Origin of the sequence: Citrobacter sp. Cf087, from assembly GCF_030334285.1 — a bacterium.
GTDB classification, from domain to species: domain Bacteria; phylum Pseudomonadota; class Gammaproteobacteria; order Enterobacterales; family Enterobacteriaceae; genus Citrobacter; species Citrobacter freundii.
Genome location: NZ_JAOWED010000031.1, coordinates 808,328 through 824,721, shown reverse-complemented (window position 1 = coordinate 824,721; position 16,394 = coordinate 808,328). Strand labels below are relative to the sequence as shown.

17 protein-coding genes and 1 pseudogene are annotated in these 16,394 nt (G+C 52.1%); 7 read left to right on the top strand and 11 right to left on the bottom strand.

Annotated elements, in window-relative coordinates:
* Positions 1-39 precede the first annotated feature (39 nt).
* Entirely contained in the window at positions 40-1,515 is a 1,476-nt protein-coding gene (gene zwf, locus OGV57_RS20690) for a glucose-6-phosphate dehydrogenase (protein WP_003034896.1), read from the bottom strand.
* A gap of 367 nt (positions 1,516-1,882) precedes the next feature.
* Here zwf and OGV57_RS20685 point away from each other — a divergent pair, with 367 nt between their 5' ends.
* Together OGV57_RS20685 and pyk are read left to right on the top strand one after the other, a co-directional pair.
* Positions 1,883-2,752 (top strand): MurR/RpiR family transcriptional regulator, encoded by an 870-nt coding sequence (locus tag OGV57_RS20685; RefSeq protein WP_003034893.1) that lies wholly within the window; start codon positions 1,883-1,885, stop codon positions 2,750-2,752.
* A gap of 118 nt (positions 2,753-2,870) precedes the next feature.
* On the top strand, positions 2,871-4,313 hold the full coding sequence (pyk, locus tag OGV57_RS20680; RefSeq protein WP_003034890.1) for a pyruvate kinase: 1,443 nt from the start codon (positions 2,871-2,873) through the stop codon (positions 4,311-4,313).
* Between the two features lie 43 nt (positions 4,314-4,356).
* Here the strand turns inward: pyk and lpxM are convergent, their stop codons facing one another.
* From lpxM to znuA, 3 genes are all read right to left on the bottom strand, one after another.
* A complete protein-coding gene (gene lpxM / locus OGV57_RS20675; protein WP_032935377.1) occupies positions 4,357-5,328 on the bottom strand; it encodes a lauroyl-Kdo(2)-lipid IV(A) myristoyltransferase in 972 nt (323 codons plus the stop codon).
* Positions 5,329-5,447: 119 nt separating this feature from the next.
* Positions 5,448-6,767, bottom strand: coding sequence for a murein DD-endopeptidase MepM (mepM, locus tag OGV57_RS20670; protein ID WP_003034883.1), 1,320 nt, complete (start codon positions 6,765-6,767; stop codon positions 5,448-5,450).
* A gap of 15 nt (positions 6,768-6,782) precedes the next feature.
* Positions 6,783-7,727: a zinc ABC transporter substrate-binding protein ZnuA gene (gene znuA, locus OGV57_RS20665; RefSeq protein WP_003844151.1), complete on the bottom strand. Its 945-nt coding sequence runs from the start codon at positions 7,725-7,727 to the stop codon at positions 6,783-6,785.
* A 78-nt stretch (positions 7,728-7,805) separates the two neighbouring features.
* Here znuA and znuC point away from each other — a divergent pair, with 78 nt between their 5' ends.
* On the top strand, positions 7,806-8,561 hold the full coding sequence (gene znuC, locus OGV57_RS20660) for a zinc ABC transporter ATP-binding protein ZnuC (RefSeq protein WP_003034877.1): 756 nt from the start codon (positions 7,806-7,808) through the stop codon (positions 8,559-8,561).
* Complete coding sequence (znuB, locus tag OGV57_RS20655) at positions 8,558-9,343, top strand: zinc ABC transporter permease subunit ZnuB (protein ID WP_003034874.1); 786 nt, start codon at positions 8,558-8,560, stop codon at positions 9,341-9,343. The genes znuC and znuB overlap by 4 nt, the downstream gene beginning before the upstream one ends.
* Positions 9,344-9,421: 78 nt before the next feature.
* On the opposite strand, the gene ruvB is transcribed toward znuB, so the two are convergent.
* The 6 genes from ruvB to aspS form a co-directional block, all read right to left on the bottom strand.
* Complete coding sequence (gene ruvB / locus OGV57_RS20650) at positions 9,422-10,432, bottom strand: Holliday junction branch migration DNA helicase RuvB (protein WP_003034872.1); 1,011 nt, start codon at positions 10,430-10,432, stop codon at positions 9,422-9,424.
* 8 nt (positions 10,433-10,440) lie between these two features.
* Positions 10,441-11,052 carry a Holliday junction branch migration protein RuvA gene (gene ruvA, locus OGV57_RS20645; protein ID WP_003034869.1) on the bottom strand — a complete coding sequence of 204 codons (612 nt, stop codon included), beginning with the start codon at positions 11,050-11,052 and terminating at the stop codon, positions 10,441-10,443.
* 80 nt (positions 11,053-11,132) lie between these two features.
* Positions 11,133-11,654, bottom strand: coding sequence for a crossover junction endodeoxyribonuclease RuvC (ruvC, locus tag OGV57_RS20640; RefSeq protein ID WP_003034867.1), 522 nt, complete (start codon positions 11,652-11,654; stop codon positions 11,133-11,135).
* Positions 11,655-11,688: 34 nt separating this feature from the next.
* Positions 11,689-12,432 (bottom strand): YebC/PmpR family DNA-binding transcriptional regulator, encoded by a 744-nt coding sequence (locus OGV57_RS20635; RefSeq protein ID WP_003034865.1) that lies wholly within the window; start codon positions 12,430-12,432, stop codon positions 11,689-11,691.
* 28 nt (positions 12,433-12,460) lie between these two features.
* Positions 12,461-12,904, bottom strand: a complete 444-nt coding sequence (gene nudB, locus OGV57_RS20630; RefSeq protein WP_003034863.1) for a dihydroneopterin triphosphate diphosphatase — start codon at positions 12,902-12,904, stop codon at positions 12,461-12,463.
* Position 12,905: 1 nt separating this feature from the next.
* Positions 12,906-14,678 carry an aspartate--tRNA ligase gene (gene aspS, locus OGV57_RS20625; protein WP_003034862.1) on the bottom strand — a complete coding sequence of 591 codons (1,773 nt, stop codon included), beginning with the start codon at positions 14,676-14,678 and terminating at the stop codon, positions 12,906-12,908.
* Positions 14,679-14,944: 266 nt separating this feature from the next.
* Here aspS and OGV57_RS20620 point away from each other — a divergent pair, with 266 nt between their 5' ends.
* The 3 genes and pseudogenes from OGV57_RS20620 (at position 14,945) to OGV57_RS23735 (ending at position 16,068) form a co-directional block, all read left to right on the top strand.
* The gene (locus OGV57_RS20620; RefSeq protein ID WP_003841685.1) at positions 14,945-15,511 is read left to right on the top strand and encodes a hydrolase; all 567 of its coding nucleotides are present in this window, start codon (positions 14,945-14,947) and stop codon (positions 15,509-15,511) included.
* Positions 15,508-15,603 (top strand): annotated as a pseudogene (locus OGV57_RS20615) (hypothetical protein); the annotation flags it as partial. The gene OGV57_RS20620 and the pseudogene OGV57_RS20615, both read left to right, overlap by 4 nt.
* Before the next feature lie 348 nt (positions 15,604-15,951).
* Positions 15,952-16,068: a YnaM/YnfT family protein gene (locus OGV57_RS23735; RefSeq protein ID WP_349813808.1), complete on the top strand. Its 117-nt coding sequence runs from the start codon at positions 15,952-15,954 to the stop codon at positions 16,066-16,068.
* Between the two features lie 47 nt (positions 16,069-16,115).
* Here the strand turns inward: OGV57_RS23735 and OGV57_RS20610 are convergent.
* On the bottom strand, positions 16,116-16,394 hold a 279-nt coding region (locus tag OGV57_RS20610), incomplete at its 5' end, for a HumD family translesion DNA polymerase (RefSeq protein ID WP_286531637.1).

Genomic DNA, 16,394 nt, shown 5'->3' with positions numbered 1-16,394 from the left:
TGTTACCGGTAAAATAACACCTATGGGCTAGATGATATTTTACTCGAATTCGTTCCAGGAACGACCATCACGGGTAATCATGGCCACAGAGGCAACCGGTCCCCAGGTCCCGGCCTGATAAGGCTTCGGTGCGTCGTTGTCCATTGCCCAGGCTTCGGTAATAGAGTCGACCCACTTCCATGCTTCTTCAACTTCATCTCGACGCACAAACAGCGCCTGAATGCCGCGCATCGTTTCAAGCAGCAGACGCTCATAAGCGTCGGCCAGATGTGTTTGATTGAAGGTTTCGGAGTAGCTCAGATCAAGTTTGGTAATTTGCAGGTTATGCTTGTGATCCAGACCCGGCACTTTGTTCAGTACCTGGATATCGACACCTTCATCAGGCTGCAAACGGATGGTCAGCTTGTTCTGTGGCAGGTCCTGCCAGGATTCTCTGAACAGGTTCAGCTCAGGCGTTTTGAAGTAAACCACGACTTCAGAGCACTTGGTCGGTAAACGTTTACCGGTACGCAGGTAGAATGGAACACCCGCCCAGCGCCAGTTATCGATATCCACACGGATTGCCACAAACGTTTCCGTATTGCTGCTCTTGTTCGCACCTTCTTCTTCCAGGTATCCCGGAACTTTTTTGCCCTGGGCAAAACCGGCGGTGTACTGACCGCGAACCGTTTTTTCTCGCACGTTCGAACGATCGATGCGACGCAGTGATTTCAGTACCTTCACTTTTTCATCACGGATGCTGTCAGCGCTCAGATCGGACGGGGGAGACATCGCGATCATGCATAGGATTTGCAGCAGGTGGTTCTGGATCATGTCGCGCATCTGACCGGCCTGGTCAAAGTAGCCCCAGCGCCCTTCAATGCCCACTTCTTCCGCCACGGTAATTTCTACGTGATCGATAGTGCGGTTATCCCAGTTGTTCACAAACAGGGAGTTGGCAAAACGCAGTGCCAACAGGTTCAGTACCGTCTCTTTGCCGAGATAGTGGTCGATGCGGTAAACCTGGCACTCTTCGAAATACTCGCCGACCTGATCGTTGATTTCGCGCGATGTTGCCAGTGACGTTCCTAACGGTTTTTCCATCACCACGCGGGCAGGCTTAGCATTCAGCTTTGCTTCACCCAAACCTTTGCAGATTGCGCCAAAAGTGCTTGGCGGCATCGCGAAATAGTTAATAGTGGTACGTGATTTCTGATCCAGCATTTCACCCAGACGGCTAAATGCGGCGGTATCATTGACGTCCAGATTACAAAACTCCAGACGACCGCTGAGGGTCTCCCATAAACCTTCATCGATTTTTTCTTTCATGAAGGTTTCGAGCGCTTCGCGCACAACCTTGGTATAAGCTGCTTTGTCCCAGTCGGCACGCCCAACCCCAATGATACGGGTTTCCGGGTTAATCTGGCCGGCCTTTTCCAGTTGATACAGGGAAGGCAGCAATTTCCGTCGCGCCAGGTCGCCCTTCGCACCGAAAATGACCAGGTCACATGCCTGGGCTGTTTGCGTTACCGCCATGTCATTCTCCTCAATTAAGTGCCTGGTGCTTTTGCCAGACACTGGTTGTAATTTTATTACAGTGCACTGTACTGCTTTTACGTGAATCCGGAAACCGTAAACGCTTATCCAGCCGTGCTGTTACCGCGAACAGCCGCTTTATTGGCGTATAACCCATCAAAATGGATAAAAAAGTCGTATTTTCCGTACCCATGACGAAGTATGAAAATCCGACTCCGATCATGTAATGAAAAAAAACAACAACTATTCTGTCCATTTTGCCCCGTTGCTGCATTAGCAGGGGTAATATCTATACACTAAATTGTGTATCGGTTTCCCCGTATCGCTGAAATCGTTTTTGCCCATGACCCATGAGTCTACCTACATCATGAATATGCTGGAAAAAATCCAGTTAAAACTGGAACATTTGAGCAAGTCAGAGCGTAAAGTCGCCGACATTATTCTTGCCTCTCCCGAGCGGGCAATCCATTCAAGCATCGCCGCACTTGCTGTAGAAGCGAATGTCAGCGAGCCAACGGTGAACCGTTTCTGTCGCAGCATGGACACCCGCGGCTTTCCTGATTTTAAACTGCATCTGGCGCAAAGTCTGGCAAATGGCACCCCTTATGTTAATCGCAATGTGGATGAGGATGACAGCGTAGAATCTTACACGGGGAAAATCTTCGAGTCAGCGATGGCAAGCCTCGATCACGTTCGCCAGTCGCTGGATAACGCGGCGGTAAACCGGGCGGTAGATTTATTAACCCAGGCGAAGAAAATTGCCTTCTTTGGTTTAGGTTCTTCCGCCGCGGTAGCGCATGACGCGATGAATAAATTTTTCCGCTTTAACGTGCCGGTAATTTATTCCGACGATATTGTTCTGCAACGCATGAGTTGTATGAATTGTAGCGACGACGACGTCATTGTGCTTATTTCTCATACCGGAAGAACCAAAAGTCTGGTTGAACTGGCGCAGTTAGCGCGGGAAAACGATGCCATGGTTATCGCCCTCACCTCTCCCGGTACACCACTGGCGCGGGAAGCCACGCTGGCAATTACCCTCGATGTACCGGAAGATACTGACATTTATATGCCCATGGTCTCTCGACTTGCTCAACTGACCGTGATAGATGTGCTGGCTACAGGATTTACTTTGCGCCGAGGGGCAAAATTTAGAGATAACTTGAAGCGTGTCAAGGAAGCGCTCAAGGAATCGCGTTTTGATAAAGAATTACTCATCAAGAGTGATGACCGCTAAAAGCAATAACAATGTTCTACCCTTTTATCATCCGGGTTGTTCATTTACCGTTAATGTTTGAGAACGGCCGGATCAATGTTCACGCAACACCAAGTTGTTTCAGTCAACGGAGTATTACATGTCCAGAAGGCTTCGCAGAACCAAAATCGTTACCACGTTAGGCCCGGCAACTGACCGCGATAACAACCTTGAGAAGATTATCGCCGCGGGTGCGAACGTCGTACGTATGAACTTTTCCCACGGCTCTCCAGAAGATCACAAACTGCGGGCGGATAAAGTCCGTGAAATTGCCGCAAAACTGGGACGTCATGTAGCTATTTTGGGTGACCTGCAGGGACCTAAAATCCGCGTATCCACCTTTAAAGAAGGTAAAGTATTTCTTAACGTTGGCGACAAGTTCCTGTTAGACGCCAACCTCGGCAAAGGCGAAGGCGACAAAGAAAAAGTCGGTATTGATTATAAAGGGCTACCTGCTGACGTCGTGCCTGGCGATATCCTGCTGCTCGACGACGGTCGCGTACAGCTTAAGGTGCTGGAAGTTCAGGGCATGAAAGTCTTCACCGAAGTCACCGTCGGTGGCCCGCTATCCAATAACAAGGGCATCAACAAACTGGGCGGCGGTCTCTCTGCTGAAGCCCTGACCGAAAAAGACAAAGCCGACATCATTACCGCAGCGCAAATCAGCGTTGACTACCTGGCCGTCTCCTTCCCGCGCTGCGGTGAAGATCTGAACTATGCCCGCCGTCTGGCACGCGATGCCGGTTGCGATGCGAAAATTGTCGCCAAAGTAGAACGTGCAGAAGCCGTCTGCGACCAGAATGCGATGGATGACATCATTCTGGCTTCCGACGTAGTGATGGTGGCACGTGGCGACCTGGGCGTTGAAATCGGTGACCCTGAGCTGGTAGGTATTCAGAAAGCGTTGATTCGTCGCGCGCGTCAGCTGAACCGTGCGGTCATTACCGCTACGCAGATGATGGAGTCGATGATTACCAACCCAATGCCGACTCGTGCGGAAGTGATGGATGTGGCTAACGCCGTCCTCGACGGCACCGATGCCGTGATGCTCTCTGCAGAAACAGCAGCAGGTCAGTACCCGGCGGAAACCGTCGCGGCAATGGCGCGCGTCTGTCTCGGCGCTGAAAAGATCCCGAGCATCAACGTCTCTAAACACCGCCTTGACGTGCAGTTTGATAACGTTGAAGAAGCGATTGCGATGTCAGCGATGTACGCTGCTAACCACCTGAAAGGGGTCACCGCTATCATCGCAATGACGGAGTCCGGTCGCACTGCGCTGATGACTTCTCGTATCAGTTCCGGCCTGCCGATTTTCGCGATGTCCCGTCATGAGCGTACGCTGAATCTGACCTCCCTGTACCGCGGTGTCACCCCGGTTCACTTCGACAGCGAAACTGACGGCGTCGTTGCCGCCAATGAAGCGGTGAACCTGCTGCGCGATAAAGGCTACCTGGTTTCTGGTGACCTGGTGATCGTGACCCAGGGCGATGTGATGAGCACCATTGGCTCAACCAATACCACGCGTATCCTGACCGTAGAATAAGTCGCTTAAATGTAAAAAAGCCTCTCGTTTGAGAGGCTTTTTTTTATTTCTTCGGATAGAGATCTTTGCGCTTATAGGGCTCAATCTCGCCGGGTTTACGTGTCTTAAGCAGTTTCAGAATCCAGGTGTATTGTTCGACATGAGGCGTGACAAAAATCTCCACCTCTTCGTTCATCCGTCTGGCAATGGTGTGGTCATCCGCCGTCAGGATGTCATCCATCGGTGGACGAACATGGATCGTCAGGCGGTGCGTTCTCCCATCGTATACGGGGAACAGCGGTACCACGCGCGCGTGGCAGACTTTCATCAGACGTCCAATCGCCGGTAACGTTGCTTTATAGGTAGCAAAAAAATCGACAAACTCGCTGTGTTCAGGCCCATGGTCCTGATCCGGCAGGTAGTATCCCCAATATCCCTGACGGACAGACTGAATAAACGGTTTGATGCCATCATTACGCGCATGCAAACGACCACCAAAGCGACGGCGTACCGTGTTCCAGACATAATCGAATACCGGGTTCCCCTGATTGTGGAACATCGCCGCCATTTTCTGTCCCTGGGACGCCATCAGCATCGCCGGGATATCTACACCCCAGCCATGTGGAACGAGAAAAATAACTTTTTCATCGTTGCGCCGCATCTCTTCGATGATTTCCAGGCCTTGCCAGTCAACACGGTTTTGAATCTTCTCCGGGCCACGTATTGCTAATTCAGCCATCATGACCATCGCCTGAGGCGCAGTTGCATACATATCATCAACAATGGCTTCACGCTCAGCTTCGCTACGTTCAGGAAAGCAGAGGGATAAATTGATCAATGCTCTGCGACGGGAGCTTTTTCCCAGTCTTCCTGCGAGCCGTCCGAGTTTTGCCAGAATAGGATCACGAAATGCTGCCGGCGTTAACGCAATACCAGCTATCGCCGCCACCCCCAACCAGGCGCCCCAGTAGCGCGGATGGCGAAATGATTTGTGAAACTCAGGGATATACTCAATATTCTTTTTTTTCGTTTCCATGCTCTTCCAGTGTCTGGTGCCGCGAAAAGTAAATCTGCTGATAGTGTAGCGGCGCACCGTGCGCCGTACAAAATAAAAAAGCCGGCACGCATAGCGTACCGGCTTTGTCAGTGTGCTAATTAATCAAAACGTAGCTGAGGCATAACCTCTTTCACCTGCGCCAGGTAATCGGTGCGATCCGAGCCGGTCAGACCCTCTGTACGCGGCAGTTTCGCCGTCAAAGGGTTCACGGCCTGCTGGTTAACCCATACTTCATAGTGCAGATGCGGCCCCGTTGAACGCCCGGTGTTACCTGACAGCGCGATACGATCGCCACGTTTCACTTTTTGACCTGGTTTCACCAACAGCTTACGCAGGTGCATATAACGCGTGGTGTAGGTGCGACCATGACGAACCGCAACATAGTATCCGGCAGCGCCGCTACGCTTCGCTACAACCACTTCACCATCGCCCACCGACAGTACCGGCGTCCCCTGCGGCATCGCAAAGTCGACACCTTTGTGCGGCGCTACGCGTCCAGTCACCGGATTCAGGCGACGCGGGTTAAAGTTCGAGGAAATACGGAACTGTTTCGCCGTCGGGAAACGCATGAAGCCTTTCGCCAGCCCGGTACCGTTACGGTCATAGAACTTACCGTCTGCAGCACGGATGGCATAATAGTCTTTGCCTTCAGAACGTAAACGCACGCCCAGCAGTTGGCTTTGCTCGCGCTTGCCGTCCAGCATTTCGCGAGACATCAGCACCGAGAACTCATCACCTTTTTTCAGTTTGCGGAAATCCATCTGCCACTGCATGGCCTTAATCACTGCGCTGATTTCAGAGCTGGTCAGCCCGGCATCTTTGGCGCTGGCGACGAAGCTTCCGCCCACCGTGCCTTTGATACGACTGTTAACCCAATCGCCCTGTTGCATTTCGCTGCTCATTTTGAAACCCGTCGCAGTGCGATCGTAAGTACGGGTTTCACGGCGGGATACTTCCCAGGTCAGACGCTGCAGGTCACCTTCCGCGCTTAAGGTCCAGGAAAGCTGCTGACCAATTTTCAGATTACGCAGCTCTTTATCGGAAGCAGCGAGTTGACTGATATCGCCCATATCGATGCCGTACTGATTCAGAATACTGCTCAGCGTATCGCCAGTGGAGACGACATACTCATGCACACCAGCTTCACCAGACGTTTTGTCATCCAGTTCATCCTGCGGAATGGCTTCGTCTTCCTGTGCAGCCTGATCAATAGGTTCGCTTGCCTCAGGCAACAGTGAACGAATCTCGCTTTTTTCCAGCTCGATAGTTTTAACGATGGGTGCAGAATCGGGATGGTAAACATAAGGCCGCCAGACGGCGACGGCCAATGTCAGTACGGTAAGCGACCCCAGCATAACGCGATGGGGTCGCGGCAGATTATTAAATGCCAGAGCGACAGAGCGGGCTATCTGTTGCACGTATTCACTTCCTCATTAATCTCCTTTCAGGCAGCTCGCATACTGGTTGGCTAATTGGTTCAAAAACGCTGAATAGCTTGTTTTACCCAGTTTGATATTCGTACCGAGCGGATCCAACGTTCCCATTCGAACGGATGTCCCTCTCGCGACGGCTTCAACGACCGCTGGCCTGAACTGTGGCTCAGCAAAAACGCAGGTTGCTTTTTGCTCAACCAACTGTGTTCTTATTTCATGTAAACGCTGCGCACCAGGTTGAATCTCAGGGTTCACGGTAAAGTGACCAAGCGGTGTTAGTCCGTAGTGTTTTTCGTAGTAGCCATAGGCGTCATGAAAAACGAAATAACCTTTTCCCTTGAGCGGTGCGAGCTCGTTACCTACCTGCTTATCGGTTGCGGCTAATTGCGCCTCAAAATCCTTCAGGTTGGCGTCAAGTTTGGCTCGACTTTGCGGCATAAGTTCCACTAATTTTTCATGGATTGCAACCGCTGAGGCCCGCGCTATCTCTGGGGAAAGCCAAAGATGCATGTTGTAATCGCCGTGATGGTGATGCTCGTCACTTTTTTCACTGCCAGCATCATTGTGTCCATGATCGTCATCGTCGTCGTCAGCACCTTTCATGAGTAACGGTTTCACGTCATTGAGCTGCGCAATCGTTACCTGTTTCGCGTTAGGAATATTCTTGACTGACTTTTCCATAAACGCTTCCATCTCAGGTCCAATCCAAACGACTAAGTCCGCGCCCTGTAAGCGTTTTACGTCTGATGGACGCAGTGAATAGTCGTGTTCGGAAGCCCCGTCAGGCAGCAAAACTTCAGTGTCTGTTACCCCGTCCGCAATGGCCGAAGCAATAAATCCCAGCGGCTTGAGCGAGGCCACCACAGCAGCATTTGCTGCCTGTGTTGCACTACCCCAAAGAGCAGCGGATAATGCTGCGAAAAGAAGCGTATTTTTATGTAACATAATGCGACCAATCATCGTAATGAATGTAAGAAATGTGATATTATAACATTCTATAACTTCTGCAAGACTAAAATTGATATGACGACTTTGGTTTCACTGGAAAATGTCTCGGTCTCTTATGGTCAACGCCGCGTCCTGTCTGACGTATCGCTTGAACTTCGACCCGGTAAAATTTTAACGCTTCTCGGCCCAAATGGTGCCGGGAAGTCTACGCTGGTACGCGTTGTATTAGGACTGGTAGCGGCTGATGAGGGAGTTATCAAGCGTAATGGCCAATTGCGGATTGGCTATGTACCGCAAAAACTGTACCTCGATACTACGCTTCCGCTGACGGTAAGCCGGTTTATGCGCTTACGTCCCGGCACCAAAAAAGAGGATATCCTTCCGGCACTGAAGCGCGTTCAGGCCGGACATCTGATGAATGCGCCGATGCAAAAGCTCTCTGGCGGGGAAACGCAACGCGTCCTGTTAGCCCGTGCTTTATTGAATAAACCTCAGCTACTGGTGCTCGATGAGCCGACCCAGGGCGTGGATGTCAATGGGCAGGTCGCACTGTACGACCTTATCGACCAGTTGCGACGTGAACTGGATTGCGCCGTACTGATGGTTTCCCATGACCTGCATTTGGTGATGGCCAAAACCGATGAAGTACTGTGCCTGAACCATCATATTTGCTGTTCCGGTGCACCGGAAGTGGTTTCCATGCACCCGGAATTCATCTCAATGTTCGGGCAACGCGGCGCCGAACAACTCGGAATTTACCGTCATAATCACAACCACCGCCACGATTTACAGGGTCGTATCGTCTTACGCCGGGGAAATGGTCACTCATGATTGAATTGTTATTACCCGGTTGGTTAGCCGGGATCATGCTGGCCTGTGCTGCTGGCCCACTCGGCTCGTTTGTGGTCTGGCGTCGAATGTCTTATTTCGGTGATACGCTGGCCCACGCTTCGCTGCTGGGAGTCGCCTTTGGCCTGCTGCTGGATGTGAACCCTTTCTATGCGGTTATCGCCGTCACTTTGTTGCTGGCTGGCGGTCTGGTATGGCTTGAAAAGCGCCCTCACCTTGCGATCGATACCTTACTGGGCATTATGGCGCATAGTGCATTGTCGCTGGGGCTGGTTGTCGTCAGCCTGATGTCCAACATCCGTGTGGATCTGATGGCATACCTGTTTGGTGATTTGCTCGCCGTGACGCCTGAAGATCTTATCTCCATCGCCATCGGCGTGGTTATTGTTCTGGCGATTCTGTTCTGGCAGTGGCGTAACCTGCTGTCGATGACCATCAGTCCGGATCTGGCATTTGTCGATGGCGTGAAGCTGCAACGCGTGAAGCTGCTGCTGATGCTGGTTACGGCGTTAACGATTGGCGTGGCGATGAAGTTTGTCGGGGCGTTGATTATCACCTCGCTGCTTATTATCCCTGCGGCGACCGCCCGTCGCTTTGCCCGTACGCCGGAACAGATGGCAGGAGTTGCCGTTGGTGTGGGAATGATAGCGGTTACAGGCGGGTTGACCTTCTCGGCCTTCTATGACACCCCGGCAGGTCCCTCCGTGGTGCTGTGTGCCGCGCTGCTGTTTATTTTCAGCATGATGAAAAAGCAAGCGAGCTAAGCATGCGTTGCCCGGTGGCGCTGCGCTTACCGGGCCTACAAAATCGCCCAGGCCTTATAAGCGTAGCGACATCATGCATTAAGGCATCTGTGGCGGTGTAATGCCAAAATGGTTCCAGGCGCGCACGGTTGCCATACGTCCACGCGGCGTACGCTGCAGAAAACCTTGCTGAATCAGATATGGCTCAAGCACGTCCTCAATGGTTTCACGCTCTTCCCCGATCGCCGCTGCCAGGTTATCCAGTCCGACCGGTCCGCCAAAGAATTTGTCGATAACCGCCAGCAGCAACTTACGGTCCATATAATCAAATCCTTCCGCATCCACATTGAGCATATCCAGCGCCTGAGCGGCGATATCTGCTGAAATCGTGCCGTCATGCTTCACTTCGGCGAAATCACGTACCCGGCGTAATAAGCGGTTGGCGATACGCGGCGTACCGCGAGCGCGGCGTGCCACTTCCAGCGCGCCTTCATCGCTCATTTCCAGGCCCATAAAACGCGCACTGCGTCCTACAATGTGCTGCAGGTCAGCCACCTGATAGAATTCCAGGCGCTGTACAATACCAAAACGATCACGTAACGGAGACGTTAACGACCCGGCGCGCGTCGTCGCCCCGATTAGCGTAAACGGCGGCAGATCGATCTTGATCGAACGTGCAGCCGGTCCTTCACCAATCATGATATCCAGCTGATAATCTTCCATCGCCGGATATAGCACCTCTTCCACCACCGGTGAAAGACGATGGATTTCATCGATAAACAGCACATCATGGGGTTCAAGGTTGGTAAGCATTGCCGCCAGGTCACCCGCTTTTTCCAGTACCGGACCGGACGTGGTGCGCAGATTAACGCCCATTTCATTGGCGACAATATTGGCAAGCGTGGTTTTACCAAGCCCTGGAGGACCGAAAATCAGCAGGTGATCGAGAGCGTCACCACGCAGCTTCGCCGCCTGGATAAAAATCTCCATTTGCGAACGGACCTGAGGCTGGCCAATATACTCTTCCAGCAATTTAGGGCGGATCGCACGATCCACCAGGTCTTCAGGGGTCGTGCTGACAGCCGAAATCAGGCGATCTGCTTCAATCATGCTTTACCTCACAATGCCGCGCGAAGCGCTTCACGAATCAGGGTTTCACTGCTGGCATCAGGGCGGGCAATTTTGCTCACCATGCGGCTGGCTTCTTGTGGTTTATAGCCCAACGCCACCAGCGCAGCAACCGCTTCCTGCTCGGCGTCGTCCGTTGTCGGACTGGCCGGAGAGGTCAGAACCAGATCCGCCGCCGGGGTAAAGAGGTCACCATGCAGGCCTTTAAAGCGGTCTTTCATTTCAACAATCAAACGCTCTGCGGTTTTCTTACCAATGCCCGGTAATTTCACTAACGCGCCAAGCTCTTCGCGCTCAACGGCATTAACAAACTGCTGCGCAGACATTCCGGAGAGGATCGCCAGCGCCAGCTTCGGCCCCACGCCATTGGTTTTGATTAACTCTTTAAACAGCGTGCGCTCTTGCTTGTTGTTAAAGCCATACAGCAGTTGAGCGTCTTCACGCACCACAAAATGGGTGAAGATAATCGCTTCCTGCCCGGCTTCCGGCAACTCGTAGAAACAGGTCATCGGCATATGCACTTCATAGCCTACCCCACCCGTTTCCAGAAGGACCAGCGGGGGTTGTTTTTCAATAATGATGCCTCTGAGTCTGCCTATCACGTGACGCTCCTGCGTTAAGGGCTAAAAGGTAATGCACTATCATAAAAAAAGGCTGGATAGATATCCAGCCTCATTTGTCACTAACGTAATCGACCTCGCGCCAAATTCAGCCTCGACTCGCTCATTTGCATGGCATTCTGACTGACATGGCAGTGGGTAATAGCAATCGCCAGCGCATCCGCGGCATCCGCTTGCGGATTCGCCGGGAGTTTTAGCAGCGTGCGTACCATATGCTGGACCTGGCTTTTTTCCGCACTACCGATCCCCACCACAGTCTGTTTTACCTGGCGGGCCGCGTATTCAAATACCGGTAGATCCTGATTGGTCGCCGCAACGATTGCCACGCCGCGTGCCTGTCCAAGCTTTAGCGCCGAGTCAGCGTTCTTCGCCATAAAGACCTGCTCAATGGCAAAATAGTCCGGCTGGAACTGGGTGATGATTTCCGTCACGCCCGCGTAAATTAACTTCAGGCGTGACGGGAGATCGTCGACTTTGGTGCGGATACAACCGCTGCCGAGGTAGGTCAGCTGTCTTCCGACCTGACGAATAACGCCATAACCGGTGATGCGCGACCCCGGGTCAATGCCGAGAATGATAGACATCACGCACCTCCTGTCAGGTTGCGGTACAGCCACCTCATTCTAAGGTAGCTGCAACCTCATCAGAGATCTCGCCGTTATGGTAAACTTCCTGCACGTCGTCGCAGTCTTCCAGCATATCGATCAGACGCAACAACTTCGGCGCTGTTTCTGCATCCATATCTGCTTTGGTGGATGGAATCATAGACACTTCAGCCGCGTCCGCTTTCAGACCTGCCGCTTCCAGCGCGTCACGCACTTTACCCATCTCTTCCCACGCGGTGTAAACGTCAATTGCGCCGTCGTCGAAGGTCACCACGTCTTCAGCACCTGCTTCCAGCGCCGCTTCCATGATGGCGTCTTCGTCGCCTTGTTCAAAGGAGATCACGCCTTTTTTGCTGAACAGGTAAGCCACGGAACCGTCGGTACCGAGGTTGCCGCCCGTTTTCGTGAACGCGTGACGCACTTCCGCAACAGTACGGTTACGGTTGTCAGACAGACATTCAATCATAACGGCTGTACCGCCAGGACCATAACCTTCATAGATGATGGTTTCCATGTTGGAATCTTCATCACCACCCACACCGCGCGCGATTGCACGGTTCAGGGTGTCACGGGTCATGTTGTTAGCCAGCGCTTTATCAACCGCTGCACGCAGACGCGGGTTAGCGTCCGGATCGCCGCCGCCGAGTTTTGCCGCCGTCACCAGCTCACGAATTATTTTGGTGAAAATTTTACCGCGTTTAGCATCCTGCGCTGCTTTACGGTGTCTGGTGTTGGCCCATTTACTATGACCTGCCATAAATAATATCTCCAAAAAGCGCGCCTTTTCAGGCGACGTTAATTACAAACTCTTCAATCGCCTGCCGGTTACTCCACGACTTGGTTAATTGGGCGGCTTCAACCGCATTAACCCAACGATAGGTCAGATGTTCGGTGAACACGATCTCTCGTTCTGAGGGAAGTGCCAGGCAAAACCAGGATTCAGTATTACGTTCAATTCCCGGTGCATAGCGATGACGTAAATGGCTAAAAATCTCAAACTCCACCGTGCGCTGACAGTCAATTAAGGTCAGTTGCTCAGATGCAACATCAATGGCGACCTCTTCCTTTACTTCGCGCATAGCGGCTTGCGACGCGGTTTCACCCTCTTCAAGGCTGCCGGTGACCGACTGCCAGAAATCAGGATCGTCGCGTCGCTGTAACATCAGCACTCTCCCGGTGTCCTTTGCATAAATCACGACTAACACCGAGACAGGCTGTTTGTATGTCATATCAGTTATTCTCGGCCTTCTTAACAACCTGAATGCTCAGTTCCGCCAGCGCAGCTTCGTTGGCAAAGCTCGGCGCTTCAGTCATCAGACACGCTGCAGCAGTGGTTTTTGGGAAAGCAATAACGTCACGAATGTTGTCAGTACCGGTCAGCAGCATAGTCAGACGGTCCAGACCAAACGCCAGGCCCGCATGCGGTGGTGTACCATATTTTAGCGCATCCAGCAGGAAGCCGAATTTCTCACGCTGCTCTTGCTCGTTAATGCCCAGAATACCAAATACGGTCTGCTGCATGTCGCCGTTGTGAATACGCACGGAACCGCCGCCCACTTCGTAGCCGTTGATAACCATATCGTATGCGTTAGCAACCGCGTCTTCTGGCGCAGCTTTCAGCTCAGCAGCTGTCATATCTTTCGGCGCGGTGAACGGGTGGTGCATTGCGGTCAGTCCGCCTTCACCATCGTCTTCAAACATTGGGAAGTCGATAACCCACAGCGGCGCCCATTTGGCTTCGTCGGTAATGTTCAGGTCTTTACCCAGTTTCAGACGCAGCGCGCCCATCGCGTCGGCAACCACTTTCTTGTTGTCGGCACCGAAGAAAATCATGTCGCCATCTTGCGCACCGGTACGCGCCAGAATCGCTTCCACGATTTCTGCGTTCAGGAACTTAGCTACCGGGCTGGTGATACCTTCCAGACCTTTCGCACGCTCGGTGACTTTGATGTAAGCCAGACCTTTCGCGCCGTAAATCTTAATAAAGTTACCGTAATCGTCAATTTGCTTACGGCTCAGTGCGGCACCGCCCGGTACACGCAGAGCAGCTACGCGGCCTTTCGCATCGTTTGCCGGACCAGAGAACACTGCGAACTCAACGTCTTTCACCAGATCGGCAACGTCAACCAGCTCCATCGGGTTACGCAGGTCTGGTTTATCAGAACCGTAACGACGCTCAGCTTCGGCAAAGGTCATGATCGGGAAATCACCCAGATCCACCCCTTTAACTTCCAGCCACAGATTACGCACCAGCGCTTCCATCACTTCACGCACCTGCGGTGCGGTCATGAAGGAAGTCTCAACGTCGATCTGGGTAAATTCAGGCTGACGGTCAGCACGTAAGTCTTCATCACGGAAGCATTTTACGATCTGATAGTAGCGGTCAAAGCCAGACATCATCAGCAGCTGTTTAAACAACTGAGGTGATTGCGGCAGCGCGTAGAATTTACCTTTATGTACGCGAGAAGGTACCAGGTAATCGCGCGCGCCTTCCGGCGTCGCTTTGGTCAGCATCGGTGTTTCGATGTCGAGGAAGCCGTGGTCGTCCATAAAACGACGCACCAGACTGGTAATTTTGGCACGCGTTTTCAGGCGCTGCGCCATTTCAGGGCGACGCAGATCTAAATAGCGATACTTCAGTCGCGCTTCTTCGGTGTTGACGTGGTTAGAGTCCAACGGCAGCGAGTCTGAACGGTTGATGATGGTCAGATCGGAGGCCAGCACTTCAATTTCGCCCGTCGCCATCTCGGCGTTGACGTTTTTCGCGTCACGCGCACGCACGGTGCCCGTAACCTGGATGCAGAACTCATTACGCAGTTCGGAGGCCAGCTTTAACGCGTCCGCACGGTCCGGATCGAAAAATACCTGCACGATACCTTCGCGGTCGCGCATATCGATAAAGATCAGGCTACCAAGATCACGACGACGGTTGACCCAACCACACAGAGTCACCTGCTGCCCCTCGTGGGACAGACGTAGCTGTCCGCAATATTCTGTACGCATGAGATATCCCTTAACTTTGCCGCAGGCGGATTGTCACCTGTCTCGCAGATGACGAAGTCGCAGCTTTAGCTGAATGTCACAACTGAATGAAAAAAGGCGGCTATTATACTGGAAATTCTGCCGCACGATAAGTCCGGTACTGACTGTACGCCTGTTTCCTGGACGGGCATTGCGTAATCTCACAAAAAATAACAAAAATTGTCGCCCCTTTCACACTGATTCGCGCTTAAGGTGTAACGGAATTCTATTTTTTTACTGGAGTGACCATGCTGGAACTGAACGCAAAAACAACCGCCCTTGTCGTGATTGACTTACAGGAAGGGATCCTGCCTTTCGCTGGCGGACCTCATACGGCACACGCTGTGGTTGCCCGCGCCGCGCAGTTGGCGGAAAAATTCCGTACCCACGGTTCCCCGGTGGTAATGGTGCGCGTCGGGTGGTCTGACGATTACGCCGAAGCGCTAAAACAACCAGTAGATGCTCAGACTCCAGCAAAAGCATTGCCCGAAAACTGGTGGGATTACCCGGCTGCTCTGGGTAAATGCACCAGCGACCTCGAAGTAACCAAACGCCAGTGGGGCGCATTCTACGGCACCGATCTGGAATTGCAGCTGCGTCGCCGGGGTATCGATACCATCGTCCTGTGCGGCATCTCTACGAACATTGGCGTTGAGTCGACGGCGCGAAATGCGTGGGAGCTGGGTTTCAGTCTTATCATTGCAGAGGATGCCTGTAGTGCCGCCAGTGCTGAGCAACACCTGGGCAGCATGACTCACATTTTCCCCCGCATTGCGCGCGTTCGCAGCGTGGAAGAGATTTTGCAAGCGCTATGATCTATATCGGTTTACCCCAGTGGTCGCATCCAAAATGGGTGCGTTTGGGGATCACAAGTCTTGAAGAGTATGCCCGCCACTTTAACTGCGTGACGCGGGCATTTTAAAAATCACTAAAGAACGCCCAAGAGCATGTGTTTTCTTTAGTTTATTCAATGCATTAAAAAATAGTTTCGCATGAAATTCGGTAAACTTCATGTGTGCAATAATGTCCCATTCATGCCCCAAAATGCCCCAAAATGCCCCAAAGCAGACATTTTTGCCCCAAGTATGCCCCACAAGTCACGTCTTCAAGTCGTCTATATCCATAGCACACCGAGTTACATTCTTGCATCCGGGGTGTCGACAATACCTACTTTATTGAGTGTGCGAGAATTACCAGGAACCTTTCCACAATGTAGTAGTCTAATAGTCGAATCCATCTAAAATTAAGAAGCGTTATGATCACTAGCCTCTCATTGATATCTTCTGTAATAGTCACTCTATGTATCATGGTGTTCGCTACAGTAAAGGTAGGGATTGGTTTGTCTAACAATCCAGACAGAAATGATAATTAACCTCAACCACGTAACCACACTTCATACTTCACTTAACAGTGATGTGCTCACATTACCGGGCAGTCATCAAACTCCGCATTCCTGGCATCATTAATGATGTACGTGATCACTCCAAATATAGCGGGTGCAGAACTGTAACCATCATCATCTGCTGGCAGCGCTTCCCTTCTCCCGTTATCCAGATTAACCAGGTGCGGCTGAGGATGAGTCCGATATCGCTTGATCCTGAATTCCCCGTCGATTGCACATATCAGCAGTGAACCATCACAGGGAGAAAGTGACGCATCCACAACAAGCAACGCTCCCTGGATTATCCCTTCCCTGAA

Bases quoted from the DNA above. Each gene is read 5' to 3' on its own strand.
- ruvB (WP_003034872.1), bottom strand. From the start codon at position 10,432: ATGATTGAAGCAGATCGCCTGATTTCGGCTGTCAGCACGACCCCTGAA.
- zwf (WP_003034896.1), bottom strand. From the start codon at position 1,515: ATGGCGGTAACGCAAACAGCCCAGGCATGTGACCTGGTCATTTTCGGT.
- OGV57_RS20635 (WP_003034865.1), bottom strand. From the start codon at position 12,432: ATGGCAGGTCATAGTAAATGGGCCAACACCAGACACCGTAAAGCAGCG.
- OGV57_RS20620 (WP_003841685.1), top strand. From the start codon at position 14,945: ATGCTGGAACTGAACGCAAAAACAACCGCCCTTGTCGTGATTGACTTA.
- OGV57_RS20685 (WP_003034893.1), top strand. From the start codon at position 1,883: ATGAATATGCTGGAAAAAATCCAGTTAAAACTGGAACATTTGAGCAAG.
- znuB (WP_003034874.1), top strand. From the start codon at position 8,558: ATGATTGAATTGTTATTACCCGGTTGGTTAGCCGGGATCATGCTGGCC.
- znuA (WP_003844151.1), bottom strand. From the start codon at position 7,727: ATGTTACATAAAAATACGCTTCTTTTCGCAGCATTATCCGCTGCTCTT.
- OGV57_RS23735 (WP_349813808.1), top strand. From the start codon at position 15,952: ATGATCACTAGCCTCTCATTGATATCTTCTGTAATAGTCACTCTATGT.
- lpxM (WP_032935377.1), bottom strand. From the start codon at position 5,328: ATGGAAACGAAAAAAAAGAATATTGAGTATATCCCTGAGTTTCACAAA.
- znuC (WP_003034877.1), top strand. From the start codon at position 7,806: ATGACGACTTTGGTTTCACTGGAAAATGTCTCGGTCTCTTATGGTCAA.
- ruvC (WP_003034867.1), bottom strand. From the start codon at position 11,654: ATGTCTATCATTCTCGGCATTGACCCGGGGTCGCGCATCACCGGTTAT.
- aspS (WP_003034862.1), bottom strand. From the start codon at position 14,678: ATGCGTACAGAATATTGCGGACAGCTACGTCTGTCCCACGAGGGGCAG.
- nudB (WP_003034863.1), bottom strand. From the start codon at position 12,904: ATGACATACAAACAGCCTGTCTCGGTGTTAGTCGTGATTTATGCAAAG.
- pyk (WP_003034890.1), top strand. From the start codon at position 2,871: ATGTCCAGAAGGCTTCGCAGAACCAAAATCGTTACCACGTTAGGCCCG.